This window comes from Caballeronia catudaia, from assembly GCF_001544755.2.
In the GTDB taxonomy this organism is placed as follows: Bacteria; Pseudomonadota; Gammaproteobacteria; order Burkholderiales; family Burkholderiaceae; genus Caballeronia; species Caballeronia catudaia.
The window spans coordinates 225,668-245,063 of sequence record NZ_FCOF02000002.1; the positions used below are offsets into that span (position 1 = coordinate 225,668).

14 protein-coding genes are annotated in these 19,396 nt (G+C 58.8%); 9 read left to right on the forward strand and 5 right to left on the reverse strand.

The features are described from left to right. The first annotated feature begins 194 nt into the window (after window positions 1-194). From AWB75_RS03280 to cysC, 9 genes are all read left to right on the forward strand, one after another. Complete coding sequence (locus tag AWB75_RS03280; protein ID WP_159462764.1) at window positions 195-2,816, forward strand: glycosyltransferase; 2,622 nt, start codon at window positions 195-197, stop codon at window positions 2,814-2,816. A 1-nt stretch (window position 2,817) separates the two neighbouring features. Next, the gene (locus tag AWB75_RS03285) at window positions 2,818-3,453 is read left to right on the forward strand and encodes a NeuD/PglB/VioB family sugar acetyltransferase (protein WP_061122638.1); all 636 of its coding nucleotides are present in this window, start codon (window positions 2,818-2,820) and stop codon (window positions 3,451-3,453) included. 108 nt (window positions 3,454-3,561) lie between these two features. Further along, entirely contained in the window at window positions 3,562-4,647 is a 1,086-nt protein-coding gene (locus tag AWB75_RS03290) for a DegT/DnrJ/EryC1/StrS family aminotransferase (protein WP_061122639.1), read from the forward strand. Continuing rightward, window positions 4,644-5,723 (forward strand): glycosyltransferase family 2 protein, encoded by a 1,080-nt coding sequence (locus AWB75_RS03295; protein WP_061122640.1) that lies wholly within the window; start codon window positions 4,644-4,646, stop codon window positions 5,721-5,723. Before AWB75_RS03290 ends, AWB75_RS03295 begins: the two co-directional genes overlap by 4 nt. Window positions 5,724-5,798: 75 nt before the next feature. Continuing rightward, window positions 5,799-6,884 (forward strand): glycosyltransferase, encoded by a 1,086-nt coding sequence (locus AWB75_RS03300; RefSeq protein WP_061122641.1) that lies wholly within the window; start codon window positions 5,799-5,801, stop codon window positions 6,882-6,884. A gap of 356 nt (window positions 6,885-7,240) precedes the next feature. After that, a complete protein-coding gene (locus AWB75_RS03305) occupies window positions 7,241-8,704 on the forward strand; it encodes a hypothetical protein (protein WP_061122642.1) in 1,464 nt (487 codons plus the stop codon). A 273-nt stretch (window positions 8,705-8,977) separates the two neighbouring features. Next, the gene (locus AWB75_RS03310; protein ID WP_061122643.1) at window positions 8,978-10,642 is read left to right on the forward strand and encodes a glycosyltransferase family protein; all 1,665 of its coding nucleotides are present in this window, start codon (window positions 8,978-8,980) and stop codon (window positions 10,640-10,642) included. Then, on the forward strand, window positions 10,639-11,871 hold the full coding sequence (locus AWB75_RS03315; protein WP_061122644.1) for a glycosyltransferase family protein: 1,233 nt from the start codon (window positions 10,639-10,641) through the stop codon (window positions 11,869-11,871). Before AWB75_RS03310 ends, AWB75_RS03315 begins: the two co-directional genes overlap by 4 nt. Before the next feature lie 49 nt (window positions 11,872-11,920). Beyond that, a complete protein-coding gene (gene cysC, locus AWB75_RS03320) occupies window positions 11,921-12,541 on the forward strand; it encodes an adenylyl-sulfate kinase (protein WP_061122645.1) in 621 nt (206 codons plus the stop codon). Window positions 12,542-12,735: 194 nt separating this feature from the next. Here cysC and AWB75_RS03325 read toward each other — a convergent pair whose 3' ends face one another. The 5 genes from AWB75_RS03325 to AWB75_RS03345 all read right to left on the reverse strand — a co-directional run bounded on the left by AWB75_RS03325 (window position 12,736) and on the right by AWB75_RS03345 (window position 19,254). Next, window positions 12,736-13,974 carry a glycosyltransferase gene (locus AWB75_RS03325; RefSeq protein WP_143746397.1) on the reverse strand — a complete coding sequence of 413 codons (1,239 nt, stop codon included), beginning with the start codon at window positions 13,972-13,974 and terminating at the stop codon, window positions 12,736-12,738. Continuing rightward, window positions 13,971-15,683 carry a glycosyltransferase family protein gene (locus AWB75_RS03330; RefSeq protein ID WP_143746398.1) on the reverse strand — a complete coding sequence of 571 codons (1,713 nt, stop codon included), beginning with the start codon at window positions 15,681-15,683 and terminating at the stop codon, window positions 13,971-13,973. The genes AWB75_RS03325 and AWB75_RS03330 overlap by 4 nt, the downstream gene beginning before the upstream one ends. Before the next feature lie 17 nt (window positions 15,684-15,700). Then, window positions 15,701-16,861, reverse strand: coding sequence for a DegT/DnrJ/EryC1/StrS family aminotransferase (locus AWB75_RS03335; protein WP_087086456.1), 1,161 nt, complete (start codon window positions 16,859-16,861; stop codon window positions 15,701-15,703). A 658-nt stretch (window positions 16,862-17,519) separates the two neighbouring features. Then, the gene (locus tag AWB75_RS03340; RefSeq protein ID WP_235011947.1) at window positions 17,520-18,866 is read right to left on the reverse strand and encodes a glycosyltransferase family 87 protein; all 1,347 of its coding nucleotides are present in this window, start codon (window positions 18,864-18,866) and stop codon (window positions 17,520-17,522) included. A 25-nt stretch (window positions 18,867-18,891) separates the two neighbouring features. After that, window positions 18,892-19,254 (reverse strand): DMT family transporter, encoded by a 363-nt coding sequence (locus AWB75_RS03345; protein ID WP_061122649.1) that lies wholly within the window; start codon window positions 19,252-19,254, stop codon window positions 18,892-18,894. Between the last annotated feature and the right edge of the window lie 142 nt (window positions 19,255-19,396).

The window sequence follows — 19,396 nt, forward strand, 5'->3', positions numbered from 1 at the left end:
ACCGCTATTTACCTGCTTTCGTCGGTTTTCTGACTGCGAATTCCGACTACGTTGGACGACTGCGAAGTGTCTTCGACAAACTGCTGTCCACAAATGCAGAGAACCTTCGGCGCGAAGAACGGCTGGCGCGGCTACATTTCAACGCGAATCATTTGCGTCACGCGGACAGCCAGTTTGTCGACGATCTTGCGCACGTGCATCAAGCCGAAATAAGCCGTGAGCTGCTTGAAAACGCCGCGCGTTTGTGGGCGTCGGATCTGCATCTGCTACGCGACAATGCCGCGCAAATCGAATCGCTCAAGACCAGCCGGGACGAGCAGTCCGATCGCGCGCTGCGATGGGAGCAGTCGTGGCGGAAGAAGTCGGAGCAACTGGAAGCTCAGACGGGACGCCTGGCTGCCAAGCTCGATGTCGCTGTGCGCGACGGAAAGTTGAACGTCGCGCAGGCGAATAGGGCGGTTGTCTATGAGATGCAGCGGTCGTCGTTGCTCGAGGCCCGCGCGAACGGCGCTGAACTGCGGGCCATTCAGGCGGAACAACGGCTGCTCGCGGTGTTCGGCGAATATGAGGCGATGCGCAATAGTTCCTTTTGGCGCCTGACTGCGCCGTTGCGCAATATCCTCATTCGGCATCCGCAGATCGCACGACGCGCGCGCCAGTTCGCACGCGTCATGTGGTGGACCGCCAAGTTGAAGCTGCGCGCGAACCTGCGCGAGGTGAAGCGTCGCCGGCTCGCATTCGCCGAAGAGCAGGCTGCTGCGGCGCGTCTTTCGGCAAGGGGCGACCTGCCTGCGGTGAAGTTGCTGCCCGTCGAGAATTTCAGCCCCGAACTGCAAAGCGAAGTGCGCGGTCTTGCCTGGCCGCCGGAGCGGCCGCTCGTCAGCGTGGTCATTCCATGCTTCAACTACGGTCATCTCGTGCGCGAGGCGATTGCGTCCGTAGAGGCTCAGACCTTTCAGGATATCGAGATCATCGTCGTGGAAGGCGGCTCGACTGACGCCCAGTCGCGGCAGTACTTCGAGTCGCTCATCGAAGGCGCATCGGACCGGGTTCGCGTGCTGTTGCAAGACAAGGCACAGCGTGCCGGCGCGAATCGCAATTACGGCATCAGCCAGGCGCGTGGCAAATATGTGTGCTGCCTCGATGCGGACGACCGGCTCGCTCCGACGTTCCTCGAGAAGGCAGTCTTTCTGCTCGAATACTACGGCTATGACGTCGTCTCGCCCGGAATGAAATACTTCGGCGAACGTAGCGACGTTTTCGCGCCGATCGAGCAACCTGATCTGGGCAACCTGCTCAAGGCAAACTCCGTCCTCACCTGCTCGGTCTATTCGCGCTCGCTATGGAAGGCGGCCGGCGGTTTCCGCGATTCGGACCCGCAATACGGGCACATACACGAAGACTGGCTTTTCTGGACGCGTCTTGCCGCGCTCGGAGCACGATTCTTCAATTTCCGGGAACCGTTGCTGTTGTATCGGACACATGGCGAGACGTTGAGCAGGGGCAGCTCGGTCATAGACAACGAAACGCAGGCGCGTTACGTCAGCGAGTTCAACGCGGACGTGCTTTCGCCAGATGCGCTTGCGGCCTCGCGGCAGCGCAGTTTGCAAGATCGCCGCGCGCCGAGGCCGCTCGACAATCTGCTGCGCAAAGCGATGGCGGACGACCAGCGTCCAGCCATCGTGCTGACGGTGCCGTGCCTCATTCTCGGCGGCGCGGAGCGTCTCTTGAGCAAGATCGTCGGACATCTCGCCGGGCAGGGCTGGCGCATCATCATCGTTTCGACGGTGCCCGTCGACGCGATCCATGGGGACACGACAGACTGGTTCCAGCCGTACACGAGCGAGATCTATCACTTGCCGCGATTCCTGCCGCAAGATCGCTGGAAGGACTTCGTCGACTATCTGTTCGCCACCCGTCATGTCAGCGTTCTGTGGAATGCGGGCAGCATCTTCTTTTACGATTATCTGCCCGCGCTGACGCAGCGGTTTCCCGGCCTCAAAGTTACCGATCTGCTCTTCAACACCGTGGGCCACACGGCGAACAATCGGCGCTATGCCAACGTGATCGACCTGCACTTCGTCGAGAACGACGAAGCGCGTCAGTGGCTGATCGAGGCGGGAGAAGCGCCAGAACGGATCAAGCTCATCCCGAGCGGCGTCGACCTCGATGCTTTCCGTCCGGCGACGAAAGATCGTGTGCTCATTCGCGAACTCGGCGCTCCGGAGAGCGCGGTTCTGGTGGCATTCTCGGGACGTTGGGCGGAAGAAAAGGATCCGCTCGCGGTAGTGGAAATCGCTAAGAGAATGCCGGCCGATTTGCCCGTCACGTTCATCATGCTCGGCGCCGGCGCATTGGAGAACGCCGTGCGTGATGCTGCGCAGAACGCCGGGCTTGCACCGGAGAGGCTGATCATCGTGGGACCGGTCGACGACGTGAAGCGGTACATGGCCGCCTGTGACGTGCTGCTCGTTCCGTCACGTGTCGATGGACGGCCCAATGCCGTGATGGAAGCGCTCGCGAGCGGCGCAGCAGTCGTCGCGTCCCGTGTGGGCGGATTGCCAGAGATGGTGGAAGAGGGCGTCACCGGATATCTGTGCGAACCCGGCGATTACGCGGCGTTCGCCAACCGCGTTCATGAACTCGCGATGAATCCGAGGTTGCTCGGTGAGTTCAAGCGCAAGGCGCGCAGCTACGCCGAACAGCGTCTGGACATGCATGTCATGCTGGACGCTTACGCAGCCGCGTTCCACGGGCTGCTGACCGATGTGCAATTCCGGACCGGCATGCCGTCGGCGTCGGACCTCGAGGGCTGATATGAATCCCGTCAGGATCGTGGGCGCCGGGGCGCTGGGTCGCGAAACCCTTGCCGCGTTACGCGCGCTCGGCGAAGAGGTCCAGTGCTTCCTCGTGGAGCCGGGATTTGCGGGCGAGCCGGTTCGCGGTATCGCCGTCCGCGAGATCGCACAAGGCGCAGGGGTCGCGCGAGACGACGCGCGCTACGTGCTTGCGGTCGGCGTCAACGACGCTCGCCGCAGACTGATGCAGGCGCTCGGCGAGCAGGCCGATTATGCGAGCGTGGTTCATCCCGCCGCGACGATCGGGCCGTACGTCGAAATCGAGGCGGGCGCCATGATCATAGGGCGTGTGAGCATGACGACCGACATCAAGATAGGTCGGCATGCGCTGATCAATCCCGGCTGCAACATCTCCCACGATTGCAGCGTCGGCGACTTCGCGAGCCTCGGCCCGGGCGTGTCACTCGCCGGCAGGGTGACGATCGAAGAGGGCGCGAATCTCGGCGTCGGCGCGGTGGTCGCGCCCGGCGTCGTCGTGGGCGCATGGTCGACAGTGGGGGCGGGAGCCGTCGTGATCCGGAACGTCGAGCCTGGCGCGACGGTAGTGGGCGTTCCCGCGCGCCCCATCGTGAGACGCGAGCCGCAGGGCGCATGAGCGGTTCTGGCGAACTGCGCGCGTTCGTTCATGGCCGCGAGGTTCGAGCGGCCACCTGATAAGACATTGAAGACCGAGCATTCGCTCGACTATCGATACAGAGCAAACATGAGTACCGAAAAGATCAAGGTTCTGATTCCTCAACTTCCTCTCGCGGATGCAATCCTGCCTTACATGAGGCGTATCGACGAGAAGCGAACCTACAGCAACTACGGGCCACTCGCGACCGAGTTCCGCGACCGGCTGGGCGTGCTGACCGGCGCGACGGGCGTGACGATCACGAGCAACGGCACGACGGCCATCGAAGTCGCGCTGCGAATCCGGGCTCGCCCGGGCGCGCGTTACTGTCTGATGCCTTCCTATACCTTCATCGCGAGCGCGCATGCGGTGTGCAACGCGGGACTCACGCCCTATCTGCTCGACGTGTCGGAGCGCACGCTGACGCTCACGCCCGAACTCGCGAAGGCCGCGCTGCGCGATCTCGACGAGGAGCCGGCGGCGGTGCTGGTCGTGAGCGCGTTCGGAGCGCCGCCCGATCAGGCCGCATGGCGATCGTTCGAAGAAGAGACAGGCGTGCCCGTCGTTTTCGACGCGGCCGCAGCGACGACGTCGATCAAGTCGGTGGGTAAGCAGCCGTTGTGCGTCAGTCTGCACGCCACGAAGGCGCTCGGCATCGGCGAGGGCGGCGCGATACTGTGCTCGGATGAAAGCCTGATCGAGCGAGCGACGGCGATCACGGGTTTTGGCTTCCTCGGTGCTGAGCGGGTTTCGGCTATCCGGGCCGGCAACTACCGCATTTCCGAATACGCCGGCGCGGTCGGCCTGGCGGTGCTCGACGCCTTGCCCGAACGGCTGGCGGAATTGCAGCGCCTCACCGACGGCTACCGGGCGCGGATCGGATCGGACAAGCAATCGCGTTTTCAGGAAGGCGTCGGCGAGAGCTGGCTCACGATGACGCTCAACGTGATCGTGCCGCCTGATGCAGTGGCGGCGACGGCGAAGCGCCTCGACGAAGCGCAGGTCGAATGGCGCCGTTGGTGGGGCTTCGGCTGCCACACGCATCCCGCGTTCGCCGACGTGCCGCGCGCCGATCTGACGACCACCGAAGCGATTTCGCAACGGGTCATCGGCCTGCCTTTCCACAATCTTCTTTCTGACGCCGATCTGGATCGAATAGTTCGGTGCCTGCCATGAGCGATACGCCTCTCCTCTCCTACATCGTTCTGTCCTACAACTACGAGCATTACATCGACCACACCATTCGAAGCATTCTGCGGCAGACCGTGCAGGACTTCGAGATCGTGGTCGTCGACGATTGCTCGAAGGACAACTCGGTCGAAGTCGTGAAAAGCTTTCGCGACCCGCGCATTCGTCTGCTGTGCAACGAGCGCAATCTCGGCGGCGCCGGAAGCTACAACCGTGCCGTTTCCGCGGCGCGGGGCGAGTGGCTCGTCAATCTGGACGCAGATGACTGGATCGCGCCGCACAAGGCGGAAGTTCAACTCGAGTTTGCGGAGAAGCATCCGGAAATGGATGTCATCGGAAGCTATGTTGCGTTTCTCGATGCGGACGGCGCCCCGCACCCCAACGCGGAAGTGCTCGAAAACACGGTGAACCAGCCGCATGATTTCGGTCGCGTGGACACCTGGGTCGGCACCAACAATCTTTGTCGCTCGTCCGTGATGATGCGGCGTTCGGCCCACATGCGCATCGGCCTGGACGATCCGAACATGGCGCGGGCGCCCGACTACGAACTCTGGACGCGCGCGCTGCGAGAAGGCTGCGGCATCGCCACCGTGCCGGAAAAGCTCACGTACCTGCGGCTTCATTCGAGCGGCGTGACGCACGCCGACCCGCTCGGCACGTTGCTGGAACTTTCCTATGCGATGCTGCGCAATCTGATGCCGCTTGCCGAGAAGCGCTCGTTATACCCGACAATCCAGCGAATCCTGGCGTGGGTCTGCCGGAATCCGGAAGTGAGCCGCCTTGCTCCGATCCAGCGCTATCGCTTGATGGGCATGCTCATGCAGGCCACGGAGATCGGTGATTTCGCGAGCTTCAAGGCTGCGCTTTCGAATCCCGAAAACGACGAGAAATGGGCGACGTCAGGGCGCCGCGCAATGGCCATGTTCATCGACGGCGCCGGTCCGTATCAGGACGTACGCACGCTTCAAAGGGAAGTCGCCGCGCAAGTAGCCGCCGCCGAATACTGGCGACAGACCGCACAGAACTGGGAGCGCGAATATATGAATGTCGCGCGCGCTTCCTGAGGCTGTGGCTTCTCAACTGAGATCGGGACCCTCGCAAAGAATGGTTCGATCTTCAGCCACTCTAGGTTTGCAGCAATGAACAAGCCAAACATACTCGTCCTGCTCCCGTTTCTCGTTCAGGGTGCACTGTCCATCAACGTCATGCGCACGATGCGAGCCCGCGGTTTCGAAATCGCCATCGCTTACTGCGACGACGCGTCGTCGGTCTACAAGCCGGATGCGCTCGAGGACTTCGCTGCCGACGGGTGTGCCATCAATCTGATCAACGCGAATCTCCCGCAGCGGCCGCAAATGCTGCTGAAGGAAATCGATGACCGCCATATTGATCTGATTCTGCAGATTGGCGCGAATGATCTCTATCACCAACTGCCGTATATCAAGGAGCGCCGCCCGGGCGTGCGGCTCGTCGATACTCTTTACAACGAGTTCGGCCACACGGTTAATCACTTTCTCTACGAGAATTGCTACGACGGAGTCATCGTCGAAAGCGAGTACATGCGGCGCTTCGTTCAAAGCTCCTCGCTCAAGCCGGACCCGAACGTCGTAGTCGTGAACAACGGCGTCGATCTCGAGAAGTTCAGCCGCTCGAAGCTGCGCGTTGCCGATCGGTTGCCCGTGGTGGGCTACATCGGGCGCATGTCGGATGAGAAAAATCCGCTCGGATTCGTGTCGATGGCGGAGGCGCTCGTCGCGCGCGGCCTCGACGTGTCGTTCGAACTCTACGGCGCCGGAAACCAGTCCGATGCAGTGCGTCAACGAATAGCGGAAAGCGAGGCGCGCTCGCGCATCAAGTATCGGGGATTCATCGAGCACACGCCCGAAGCGCTGCACAATCTCGATGTGCTCGTCGTGCCGTCGAAGTTCGACGGACGACCCAACATCGTCATGGAAGCGAACGCGTGCGGCGTGCCCGTGATCGCGTCGCCGGTGGGCGGGGTGCCGGAAATGATCGAGGAAGGACGAAACGGCTATCTTGCCTTTCCCGGTGACACGGTGCGCATCGCGGAGCATCTGAGCGAATGGATCGAGCATCCCGAAGTCTTGCAGCGCCTCAAAGAAAGCTCGCTCGAACTCGCACAGAAACGCTTTAGCCGGGAAGCGATGCTCGACGGGTACGAGCAGGCATTTCGGAACTTCGTGAATCAGCGCGAAAGGCATTAACCCGATCACGGAAAAAAGCACGGGCGGTTGGACCGACACTTCTCGCCTGGTAAGGAACGCGCGGCTATCGGACGTTCCGACGGATCACCGTTCTCAACGGCGTACCATGGCGCCGGCTCAGTCCGTGGGATAACCTCTTTCTCGGAAAGAATGCGAAAGGCGCGGTCTGTAACAAGGGGCAACTCGACAGAAGGCTGGCCCGCAACGTGCTCCGATCCTGCGGAATGAGCGGGCAGTCCAGTCGATCTCTGGGGTTGAATCAGATGTCGCTCGATTGTTTTTTCTGAGCCGGTAGCGAGTGTGTTAAAAAGAAAAGAGCTTTAGGCTTTCCTTAAGAATCTGATCGAAAAAGTCCGATGACCGATGTCAAGCAAGAGGTGTATGCGCTCGTCACGACGACGCGTGCATTGTTATTGATCGAACTTAGTTCGAAACGCGTCTCTCCCCTTGAATGGGATCGAGGGGAATACTATGGCGTATCGTGGTTTCCGCGAAGCGAGCATCTCGTTCTGACCCATTCGCTGGTCAACAACGCGGAACTGCTGGATCTGACGGCATATGCGCAGTCCGAAGTCGGCATTTTGTCGATCGGCGATCGGCAGACTCAGGGCTTTCTCTCACAGCCTCACCAAATCGTGTGTGGCTCTGACGGCCGTGTGATTTGCACGAATACGGGTCGGAACGCGATCAGCGTGCTGGATGTCGCCCGACCGGATATCGTCCAGGAGGCACGCATTTCATCGGCGCGCTGGGATCGGCTCGATCCGCAGCATGTCATCGGCGATCACCTGAATTCGGTGTTCGAAAAGGATGGCCGGCTATACGTCATTGCGCACGGGCACGGCAACGGCTCGGCGCTCGCCATCTTCAGTTATCCCGACATGAATGTGCTGAGTGTCGAGCCAGTAAAGAATCGCACTGGCCTGCACAATATTTGGGTGACCAGCGAAGGTCAGCGCATCGCTTGTCATAGCGAATCCGGATCGTTGATCGAACTGAATTCCGATGCCGTTCTTTGGGAGTCCGGCTGCCCGATATACACTCGCGGCCTCGCCGCGACGCCGGATTTTGTACTCGTCGGCGAAAGCGAGAAGTCGTCCCGGGAGTTGCGGCGCGCCACGATGAGCGGGCTATGGATGCTCGACCGCAAAACGTGGCAGCCTATCGATTTTTTCCAACTGGGACCCTATGGCGGAGTTCATGATGTTCGGCTCCTGAATGTCAGTGACGACGCGCATCATGGCCATGTTTTCGCCGGAACGGAAGCACTTCTCGCGAGAGACAGGGACAAGGAACGAGTGGAAGGCCGCATTCGGGCGTCCAAGCGCTTGCAGCGTTCGAGAGAGGTGTGGAAAGAGTTCAACGTGATTTTCGGCACGCCTAAAGTTGGCGCCGATGAAGCGTTGAGGGTCGATCAAGACCATCTCTGCCTGATGACTCGGAACGGCACGGATTCGAACGTTCCGAGCGAGTTCGGATTCGAATATGCTCTCAATGCAGAAGAGCCGGGCGGTCACGTATCCGTGGTCGCATATCGAGGCATGGGCTTTGATACTAATATGGTTGCCGTGCTCATTCAGGGTGCCAACGAACGCGAAGGAATCGTATCCCGGTGGGTGCACGACGGCCAGCGCTGGGACGTCCAGAGTCTGGAGCCCCTATCCGGCATGCCACTGGGTGGGCGGGTTCGGGTGGTACGAAGTGAGGATCGCGTACAGGTCCTTATCGAGGGGCGCGCAATTCCGGACGAGTTTTTAGAGGGCATGGATGGACAGCTCGGTATTCGCTGGAGTGGCGCTGCCTTGTTGCCAACCGACTGAGGGGCACACCGTTATCCGATCTGCCGGCTGGCGTCACTTGCCGGCTCGCGCGGGTTCCAGATGCGTGCGTTTCGAGGGGCCGCTTGATACCGGTACGAATCAAGCGCTGCACCCAGATGAGCGTGCGGCTGTTTCGGCGGCAAGAGGCGCGCGTGGCAATGTGCGTGTGTGTACTGATAGGTACGCGGGAAAAAATTGGAGCCTGACGCTTCAAAGTTCCCATATGCGTGGACGTGATGAGATTTCCGGATCCAAGTCAAAGGGCCATTCACAGTGAACTTGCGCTACCGCGACCTATTGATCATTGACGAGATGTTGCCGTGTGACTTCTCGCCTTTCCGAACCCTCGAGTACGCGCATTATCTGACCTTTTTCAGGTCGTCGGCGCTTCTTTCGACTCAAGGGTGGCACGCTTGGGTATCGAATCTCGGCTTTGACGAACAACTTGCGAAGAGCGAGTTGGATGAATCCATCAAGGCAAAAATCGAACGGTTCTCCTTGTTCGCCTCGATAGTCCCGAAGCTAGCTTACGTCACGTTCCTGCACAACGCCTGGCAGGTTTTTCCGCATCTCACGGAACGCCGTATCCCGTTCGTCATGCAGCTCTATCCAGGCGGCGCGTTCGAGCCTAACGTGGCGTCGAGCGATGAGATGTTGCGCAAAATCGCACACTCGCAGCTATGCCGCAAAATCATCGTGACGCAAAAGCTTTCGCGGGATTACCTGCTGGAGAAAATTCATTGCGATCGGTCGAAGATAGAATTTATCTACGGTGGAGTTTTCAACACGCGCGATGAGTTCGATTTTACGCGCGACAAGAAACTCTGCGGACGGGATAAGTCCACAATCGACATTTGCTTCGTAGCGCATCGCTACGGCGACGATACAAAGAAGAAGGGTTACGACAAGTTCGTAGCCGTCGCCAAGGCCCTGAGCCTGCGGTTTGAGGCCGTGCGTTTTCATGTAGTGGGAGACTATACGCCGGATCAGATTCCGCTCGAACATGCTGCTGATTACATCACATTCCACGGAAAGCAGCCTGGGAGCTTCTTTAAGGAGTTCTACCCGCGGATGGATATCATACTGTCCCTGAACCGGCCGTCCGAACTGCATGAAGGTGCGTTTGACGGCTTTCCCACAGGCGCATGCATGGAAGCGGGCTTCCGCGGTGTGCTCAATTGCGTGAGCGATCCATTGAACCTCAATGTCGCGTTTACCGACGGCGAGGACATCATGCTCGTCGATCTTGATATGGATAAAACCATCGAGAGGTTATCGCGACTTATTGGCGACCCAGGCAGACTCTACGATCTGGCTTACGCAAACTGGCGGCGGTTCCTGGAAGTGTTCGACACTGACCGCCAGTTGTGGGCACGCACGCGTATCATCTCGGAGGAATTGCTCAATACTGAACCGTTGATCGTGCGTCCCTTCCCGCAGACGAGCCTGATGGATTCCAGAGTTTTAGAGCGCATCCGGGCAGAGGGGGCGGAGGCGTTTGCCGTTCAGAAGGAGGTGTCGCGTCAGTTGGATGCAAATCTTCAAGACGCGCTGATGCGTCACGATAATCTGGCGAGCGCCTATGCCACGCTCGCCAAAGGATTCGAAGCGGTGCGCGCCGAAAATGATTCACTGTGTGAGCGTCTCAAGACGCTGCTAGCGGAACTCGATGAAGTGCGCTCGAAGGACGCCGAAAAGTCGTTGCAATTGCTGGAACTGACGCGCGCGCTGGAAGAGCGCAAGCCAGCAGCGGGAGTGCTCAATGCTGCAACCGCTGATCTGGAGCGGCAGAACGAAGTCATGCCCGGTGGCAGGTTGGAACGTGCTGCCCTTGGTATGTTGCGGTCGCGTTACGCCATGTCGCTTCGCACGGCGGTATCGCGCGTGGGCAATCGTGCATTGCGCTCGCAACAGAAAAAGAACAGGGTCATCAAATGAACGAGGACGCCGCGGCTGGTTCGCTTCGAATGAAAACGTTTGGGCCTGACGACTATGCCGTCATTCTGACCTGTGGTGACATTGACAAACACAAGCACAGCGAATGCTTCAGCAATGAACTCGCACCCGCGTTTCTCGCGGAAGGTTTGCGCGTTCGTAGCCTCGATTACTTACGAGATGTCCGGCCGGTGACCGAGGCGATTCGTGACGAGCATTGCGTTTTCTTTGTTTGCTTCAACGGTTTTGGCACAGAACTCCTGCACGCAGCGGGCCAGCCCGGGACACTCGAATCGGTGTTCGAACATTACGGCAAACTCGTGTTCGATTTCATGCACGACTGCCCCATCCACGAATCGATGTCGCACCAGATCGATTCGGTCGGCGAATTCCGTTGGCTGCTCTCCACCGACTATACGTACGCCCACATCGCGCGGATGCTCGGGGTGAAGAACGTGCGAGCGGTGCCCAGTATCACCTTTCCGGAGACGATTACCGACCCGCAACGCCCTCACGCGTTGCGCAGCATCGACGTTCTGCTTCCAGTCGGCCTGTCTCGTTCCGGCGAGGCCCGTGAGCGGTACACTCACGCGCGCAATCACAAAGAGCGGGTCTTCCGAGAACTCTTTGAGAGCGTCGTCGAAGCCTCGCTCAAGAGTCTGAAAGTCGATCCGCTCGTGGAAATCCTGCTCGCGTGTCAGGAGGCGGGAGTTCACACTGACATGCGCGATCTCGACATGCGTTTCTTGATTACCTCCGTGCTTGACTACGTCAAGTTTGAGCGACGCGACCGTCTCGTCCGAGCCATCAATCACTTGCCTGTGACAGTTATATCGGACTACGACGTAAAGGAGTTATACGCGAACACCCGTCTAAAATCGATCGGCCAGAGATCGTTCCCAAGCTTGTTGCAAACGATGAATGACGCGAAGTGCGTAATTTGTCCGCTGCCGCATTACACGGGGTTTCATGAGCGCGCGCTTGCCTCGTTCACAGCGGGCGCGGGCGTGATCGCCGGGCCGAACGAGATTCTGGAGACGCATTTTGTTCAGGGCCGCGACATGCTCACCTATCAATCCGAGGATCAGCTCGTCGCCATGCTCGAAGATGTGTTCGCCGGACGGCTCCAGCTCGATGCTATGGCGTGTCACGGACGCGAGCGTGCGCTCGCGCGTTTTCCTTCCATTGCGATTGTCGAAACCATTATCTCCGTGTGGCGTCGCTCGACGTGACGCGACATGCGACATCGGCGATGGCTCAAGCAAGAATTATTGATTTTCTATGAAATACGATCAGTTTGTTCACCCAAGTAGTTCTGACCTCGTTCGTCATCCAGTGCCCATCAGCCGCGATCAGCGCGAGGGGAAGCAAGGGCATCGAGGACAGGTGGTGTGGTTGACGGGACTACCGGGATCGGGCAAGTCTACGATTGCCTACGCGTTCGATCGCCATCTGAGTAGTGAAGGAATCGCGTCCGTCGTGCTGGACGGTGATGCGCTGCGCCTAGGTTTATGCTCGGACCTCGGCTTTTCGTTCGAAGACCGCAATGAAAACGTCCGTCGCGCGGCGGAAGTCGCCAAGCTATTCCTGGACAGAGGGATGGTCGTCATCGTCGCACTAGTTTCGCCGCTGCAAGAAGCCCGAGAGCAGGCCAGGCGAACGGTATCCACAAGCGACTTTCTGGAAGTGTTCTGCTCATGCCGTCTGGCCGTCTGCCAGCAGCGCGATCCCAAAGGACACTACGCAAAAGCCAAGGCAGGTAGCATGAAGGAATTCACAGGCGTGTCGTCTCCTTATGAGGCGCCGCTCGCACCCGACATCATTCTCGACACCGAAACCGAGTCTGTGGATACCTGCGTGAAGCGGCTGGGCGGCCTTGTGCTCGAGCGTATTCGCTGCTGATCGTAAAACCTTCTGGCCTCGAAGCGCTGAGGCTCGGAGAGAACGGTCGCCCCCGATCCGCCGCCCCGAGCCGTCTGCGCAGAAAAGCCGATCTCTGCAAATGTAGACTATCTGCGCACTTCGCTAAAGGAACGAAGTGCGCGTCGCTGCGCACATTGGATCGCGGTTCAACTTGGCGAGTTACGGGCAGCGCGCTAACGTGCCATGTCTTCCCATTGCGACACGATAATGCTGGCCAGGCGATCGGGGGAGAAGCGCTCGCGGGCAATTCGCTCCCCATTGGATGCCATCGCCTGAAGGTCCAGTTGACCCGACAAAGCACTATCCAGCAGGCTTGCAAGATGCTCTGGATTCCCGTAGGTCAACATATCGCGTCCTTGCCAGAAATTCGTTTCAAGGACCTCGTTTGGCGCGGCGAAAATAGCTGCGCCAGCAGTAAATCCCGCCAAGGCGCGTTCATGGAATCCGGTGTAATGAGGCAACGGACACAAGACTATTTTTGAATCGCCCATCGTGTCTATCAGTTCAGGGAACGAGCGGTGCTGCACGAACGTCAGCTTCGAACCGGAAAACCGGTGCGACACATCGCGATCGGAAACGATCGTGACCGGTAGCCCTGAAAGCGCTCGTACCAGCCTGTCGCGACGGGCGAACTTGACATAGTCGAGAACGGCCGAGATGAGAAAGCGGATATCCGGATTTCGCAAATCCACGGCGATATTCCCGTCCTGACATGCGATGAGCGTTTGCGTCAACGGATCCACTGTCAAGTCATCGACTGCAATCGCGGTCACGCTGTCGAACAGTTCGCGAAAAAGCCTATCCCGATACGAGACCGGCGATCTGAACCTGTCGATCACGACTTGCGGATCGCAAAGACCGACCGGGAGCAGTATCTCGAAGGATCGGATAGCGAGCGGCTTTGTTTTTGCCGGAACTGCTTCTGGGAAGGTAATGCTCGGCACGGTTCGAACGCTTCTGGCGCCAAGCATCCGTGACAGATGTGCGTACGAATAGTCCGTGAAGAGGGCCTTGCGGAACTGTCCCACCGAATTGAACTGATGCTGCATCGTCTCGTGCACAGGGCAATCGTGCATGAGATCGAACAACGGCTTCCGCCACAGTTCAAAGGCCGATACGAGCTTGCCGGGCGTTCCCGACGCGTGCACCAGCTCCGAGCCGAAGCCGTTGAAGCAGACGAAGAACTGGCAGTTGTCGTCGCGCATGGCCTCGGAAATCTGGCGTATGTCACGGATGTAGTCGAGCGACAACAGTTGCACACCGAGCGAAGAAAACGCTTTTGTCAGCTCTCGCGCAAAAGTCTCGTTGTGCTTGTGCCGGTCGATATCGTTACGAGTAAGTATGACCGCGTAAGCGCCGGCAGGACTCGAGCGGACGGCGCTCATGGAAAAGGTAGATACTGCTGTGGTCATGTCTGCTTTTCGTTTTGGACAATTGAGTGTTGACCGCCAAGCCGCGAATAGCCGGCTCGGATCGACATTGCGGACCTTGATCTAAGTAGTCGGAGCAGGCCTTTCTCGACTCGTCCGGACGGCGCTGCATCGATCAATTCCTGAACGATGCGGTTTGCTTTCTCGTTCTGAAGCAATGCCTCGAGCTCCTTCAACTCCATGTCTGCATGGAGGCGCGAAATGGTCCCATCGAGCGCATCGATCTTTTCGCGTAGCGCCGTGTTTTCAAGCCTCAATGCTTCGAATCCTTCCGCGAGCATCTTGTAATCATCAAGCAGGCCGCTGTGTTTCTTCTCGTAGTATTCAATGACCTGGCTATAGTCGGCCCTTAGCGCCTCGTAAGCGGTCGCAACGGTATGGTGTTGCGCCTGCAAATTCCGATAGTGGCGGTTCGCTTCTTCGATCTGATGCCGCGCTCCGTTGTCGCCAAGTTCGCTATCCATCATGCTCCGATTCGGCGCCGGACGAACAATGAGATACTCGGGACGCAGAAGCTCGGTCGTGATTATTCGAGTGCGGCGCCACAACTGATAATCCGTGTCGAATACAGCGAGGAATTTCTGCCAGTTTGCGTAGGCGACGTTGTACAGACGTTCGGTGTCGCCGATTAACTTCGACAAGCGTTCGATCGTTTTCTGAGTGTCCAGGTCCACCAAAACGAAGTCCACGTCATCCGTGAACGCTACGTTGAGGCCCAACGGATCGCTGATACAGTTCAGCACACCTCGAAAGCCCGCCTCCATACATGCGCCGGTCGGGAATCCGTCGAATGCGCCTTTTCTATCCTCGGTCGGCCTGTTCACCGACAGAATGATGTCCATGCGCGGATAGAACTCGCGGAAAAAGGTGTTCGGCTGCTTGCCGTGGAACGTCATCGTTCGTTCCGCTGCACCCAAGGGGATCTGATCCGGCGTGTAGTCTCCCACGACGTGAAAGCGAACTTGCTCGAACCGCTCGCTCAGCGCTTGAGCGACTGCAACGAATTGATCGTATCCCTTCTTTTTCGTGTCGTCGCCATACCTATGCGCCACGAAACAGACATCGACCGTATCTTTGTGTACGCCGTAACGCTGTTTGTCGCGAGAAAAGTCGAAGTCATTGCGCGTGTCGTACACGCCGCCATAGATGAGCTCGATTTTTGCCGGATCGCATTTGATTTTCTCGAGCAGATAGTCGCGTGAAAGATTCTGCGTAACGATGATCTTGCGGCACAGCGGTGAGTGAGCGATCGCCATGAGCCTTTGGTCGCTCGTCTCCACGTTCAATTCGAATCCGCCACCCGGGTAGAGCTGCAGAATGAACGGAATGTTTCGCTCGGTGAGCGCGGGAAGCATTTGCCACGCGTTATGCAGGAACGTGATATAGGCGAGCTTCGGGATCGTGTCTTTAAAGAATGTGAACGGATGAATGCGTTCCTTGATCGACGGATCCAACTTGCTTGAAGAAAGTTGATCTTCAAAGCACAGATTCGATGCCCAGGAATGCCACCCTTCCGTGCAGATCAGCTGTGCCGTATCGAAATGAGTCAGATAATGCGAATACTCGATCGTTCTGAAAGGGGAGAAGTCGCACGGAAGCATCTCGTCCACGATCAAGAGATCGCAGAAGCCCGGCTCGCGGCCTACGTTTGATTGTGTCATCACGGTAATGTGAAAATTGGCGTTTCGCACGACGCCTATTGATAAAGTCAGAGCATCGAGACATCTTGCTCGATCAGGTCTCCAGCGGGCAATCTTTCGTGCACCTTTGGGGCATGAGTCGCAATCGGAAAACAGGCGACGATCCGGTCGATATCCTCGGCGCTTAGCCCATCATGGCAGGGCACGCCGATGACCGTCGGAGCGACCTTATTGGTGGAGTCAAGGCCGAAGCTTGGGCAATCTGCAAAGGCAGGATGCAGATGGCAACCCAGGCCCCACCACCGACGCCACTGAATTTTCTGAGCGTCGAGTTTTGCGATGGTCGCCTGAACGTCTTCCGGTTCGACAATGATATTCAAGCTCATCGTGACCCAATCGCCAGCACCTTCTTGCAGGCGCGCACGACGGCCCGTCGCTTCGATCTTTGTCCGGTATGCGAGAGCGACGTTTCGAAGCATGTCGACCTTTGCGGGAAGTGCATCGAGTGCCGCCAGGCCCACAGCCGCTGCATATTCTGAAATACGAAAGTTTCCACCGCGAATGGCGGACGTGCGCTCCGCGCCCATGAAACCGAAGCCGGTCATCGCGGTAGCACGCTCGCTGAACTTCGGGTCGGAACTCAGAATTGCGCCGCCTTCACCGATGCCGAGTACCTTTGTGGCGTGCAGACTCACGCAGACGGGAGCATCTCCAACGTGCGAAAGGGCCGTCACGGCCGCGGCTGCGTCGAACACCACCGGAATTCCAGTGCGGGTCTGGAACCTTGCCCAGCTTTCCTGATCGATAGGCGCGCCGAATGCGCTGATCACCAGGACGACAGCCGGTAGTTCCGGCAGTTGCGGCAGGGTTGCCTCCACGATCTCCGGCGTAAGGACGAGCGACACGGGATCGATGTCAACAAACGCTGGAGTGAGGCCTACGTTGCAAACGGCATGAGCGCTTGCCACGAACGTGAAAGAAGGCATGACACAAAGTCTGCGATTCGGCAATGCCCTGAGACGCAAGGCAATCTCGATAGCAGACGTGCCGTTCGATGTCAAAGTCACCGAGTTTGCACCCGTCAAGCCGCCCAGTCGTTGCGCAAACCCGGTCGCGAGCGGGCCGAAATTGCTATAGACGCGTGCCAAATCGATGCGACGCAAGTACGGTTCTATTTGGTCGACGGAGGGAAGCGAAGGAACGAGTACTTTAATCGGTAAATTTGACATGGATTTTTCTAAAAATTACAGTCTAGGCGGGATTGTACTCGTCTTGGCAGTGTTTTCTTGCTTATATGCAAGTGCTTCAAAAGGTTTCAGTCATGCCGGTTTAAGCTCGTACGGCGGGCGCCGATCGGTCTCCGGGAGCGCGACCAGCGCCGAACCGAAGGCAAATGATCGGGGACTCCGGATAGACTGCCGTTGAAACGCGGATAAGGCTACGTTCGGTAAGCAAGTGTAAATTGAACGCCGAGTTGTGCTGTAGCTCTTCGCAGTCGGGGAGACGTAAAACTACATTCCGCTCCGTTTTGCTGTCGTCGTCACCCACGACATCGCTGCGCACGGCCTGTCGACAATCACCCGAAAAGGCTTCGAGAGATCGGATAAGGAATTTTCGTTTTCAGACAGATGCCTGATGCCGAGGGCCGGCCGACGCTCGCTCGGATAAAACCTCTTTCCAGAGGCATGCTTCCGACGCCATAGGGTGTGTTGCGAAACGACCGAGATGAAGCAAAAAGCGTCCTCTTGAAGTAGTCGGCCGGTTCGTTTGCCTTCTTGTGGCGCAGAAACCTACCGGGCCGATGAACGGGACTTTCTCGCCAAACGTTTCCGGCGATCGTTCCCCTCAGCTTAGGTCGCCATCAACATTGTGAAGCTCAGCCTCCGTTCAGCTCCGCCCTCCCGCCGAAATCCCTTGCCAGTGGCCCCGCTGCGCGGCGGCGAGTGGCGCAAAGTACCTCGCCAGACAGAGCGCATAAACGATCGATACTGCGGCGAAATAGCCAACATTGCGCGCCCTGAAGAACAGAATCAGAACCGCGCATGACGCGAGCACGAGTTCAACGCGTGGGCCGATCGCCGAGAGACGCGTCTCCGACCACTCCAGCGTGGTGCCGAAAAGAACAGCAAGAGGAATCAGCAACGCGACGAGATGCACCGGCTCCAGCATCGGCGAGGCGACGAGCATCGTCGTGCAGGCGAGGGCGAAGTCGATGCGGCGGTCAGCATGCTGGCGATATACCAACACCACCGCGATTCCGCACACCACGACCGCAGTGGCGAGCCAGATCGCGCCCAGCACAGACTGCGAAGGTGACATTCCCGCGAACTTCGACAACGCCTGAACCGCGCCCCGCAGTGAGTTGTTGGCGGGCGCACCGCCGAGCAGGAGGTTCTGCGCATTGAGCCGCGGCATGTCCGAGACGAGGTAATGCAACATCACCTGCAAACCGAGCTGCCATGCGGTGAAGGCCGTAATCGCCAGGGAAGTCACTGCGGTCGCGATCGCAGTGCGCCACTCGCGGCGCAACAGCAAGAGACCTGCGATCGCGAGCGGCGTCACCTTCAGTACGATGGCCGTACCGAGAAACAGGCCAGCCAGAAAGTGATTGCCGCGATCGATGAAGAAGAACGTCGCGACGATCAGGAAGAACAGCAACTCGTTCGACTGACCGAGGTAAAAGTCGTCGAGCAGGGGGCGGCTCAGGAGGGCGATCGCCACGATGAGCAGTGGCACGGCTCTGTTCTCTCCGCGGTAGGCCAGCTTCGCGAGCATCGCCACGCCGGCGCCGAACAGCACGACGGAGCCGAGCGCCCACACAGCTTTTGCCGCCAGCGGCGACAGACGGGCGAGCGGCGAGAACAGCAGCGCGAACTGCGGCGGGTAGCCATAGAAGACGTCCTCGCCCGTGTTGCGTGCGCCCATCGACCGCAGAAACGCGACGAGCGCGTCGTGATCGTAAAGCTGTGACAGATCGCCCGGGTGCTGCAGCACCTTGGTGAAAGCGTACAGGTAGTAATTGAAATCGCAGAACAAATCAGCCGGGTTCGCGCGGAAGTCCGCGTAGAGCGAGCGCGGCACACGTTCCGCAAGGAGACATGCTGCGAGCACCAAAAGCACTTTTGCGATCGTGCCGAGGCTCAACGCCGACTTGCTGGCTATCGTTCTGGAAGACGACATAAGAATGTCCTCGGATTGGAGCCGCCGGTCAGTACATAGCTGACGCGCGTGCATGGGCGTATTGCGAAAGCCGTTGCAGTCAGGCGGTGTTCGCGGTGGGCGCGTACAGCAGCACGACACTGGCGATCAGGAGCGTGGCGCCGGCGAGCGTGCGCATGGACATCGCTTCGCCTGAGAGCGCGCCAAAGACCATGATCTCCAGAATCGTCACCGCGACCATCAGGGGATACGCGATGCTCAACTCCATGCGCCTCAATGCGAGCGCATAGAGCACGAAGCCCGCGCCGTATGCGCCGATGGCTGCGAGCCGGTAGGCGAGCGGACGCGCGGCCATGCCGAACAACAGCGCTTCGCCGTTACCGGGCAGCTTGCCGGCGAAGCGCAACAGGATGCTGGCGAGCGCGCTAAAGGTGCCGCTCAATACAAGAGTGATATACGACATGACGGAAAGCGTTGAGAGTCATATCGCGGCGACCACCGTCGCCACGCAAAGACTGATGACGAAGCAGCAGATTACGGGAAGTAATTTGTCGTATCTGTGCGCTGAAGGACACACCGACATCGCACTTTCAGGCATGCGCGCA

Bases quoted from the DNA above. Each gene is read 5' to 3' on its own strand.
- AWB75_RS03345 (WP_061122649.1), bottom strand. From the start codon at position 19,254: ATGTCGTATATCACTCTTGTATTGAGCGGCACCTTTAGCGCGCTCGCC.
- cysC (WP_061122645.1), top strand. From the start codon at position 11,921: ATGAAATACGATCAGTTTGTTCACCCAAGTAGTTCTGACCTCGTTCGT.
- AWB75_RS03335 (WP_087086456.1), bottom strand. From the start codon at position 16,861: ATGTCAAATTTACCGATTAAAGTACTCGTTCCTTCGCTTCCCTCCGTC.
- AWB75_RS03285 (WP_061122638.1), top strand. From the start codon at position 2,818: ATGAATCCCGTCAGGATCGTGGGCGCCGGGGCGCTGGGTCGCGAAACC.
- AWB75_RS03300 (WP_061122641.1), top strand. From the start codon at position 5,799: ATGAACAAGCCAAACATACTCGTCCTGCTCCCGTTTCTCGTTCAGGGT.
- AWB75_RS03305 (WP_061122642.1), top strand. From the start codon at position 7,241: ATGACCGATGTCAAGCAAGAGGTGTATGCGCTCGTCACGACGACGCGT.
- AWB75_RS03340 (WP_235011947.1), bottom strand. From the start codon at position 18,866: ATGCACGCGCGTCAGCTATGTACTGACCGGCGGCTCCAATCCGAGGAC.
- AWB75_RS03315 (WP_061122644.1), top strand. From the start codon at position 10,639: ATGAACGAGGACGCCGCGGCTGGTTCGCTTCGAATGAAAACGTTTGGG.
- AWB75_RS03295 (WP_061122640.1), top strand. From the start codon at position 4,644: ATGAGCGATACGCCTCTCCTCTCCTACATCGTTCTGTCCTACAACTAC.
- AWB75_RS03290 (WP_061122639.1), top strand. From the start codon at position 3,562: ATGAGTACCGAAAAGATCAAGGTTCTGATTCCTCAACTTCCTCTCGCG.
- AWB75_RS03325 (WP_143746397.1), bottom strand. From the start codon at position 13,974: ATGACCACAGCAGTATCTACCTTTTCCATGAGCGCCGTCCGCTCGAGT.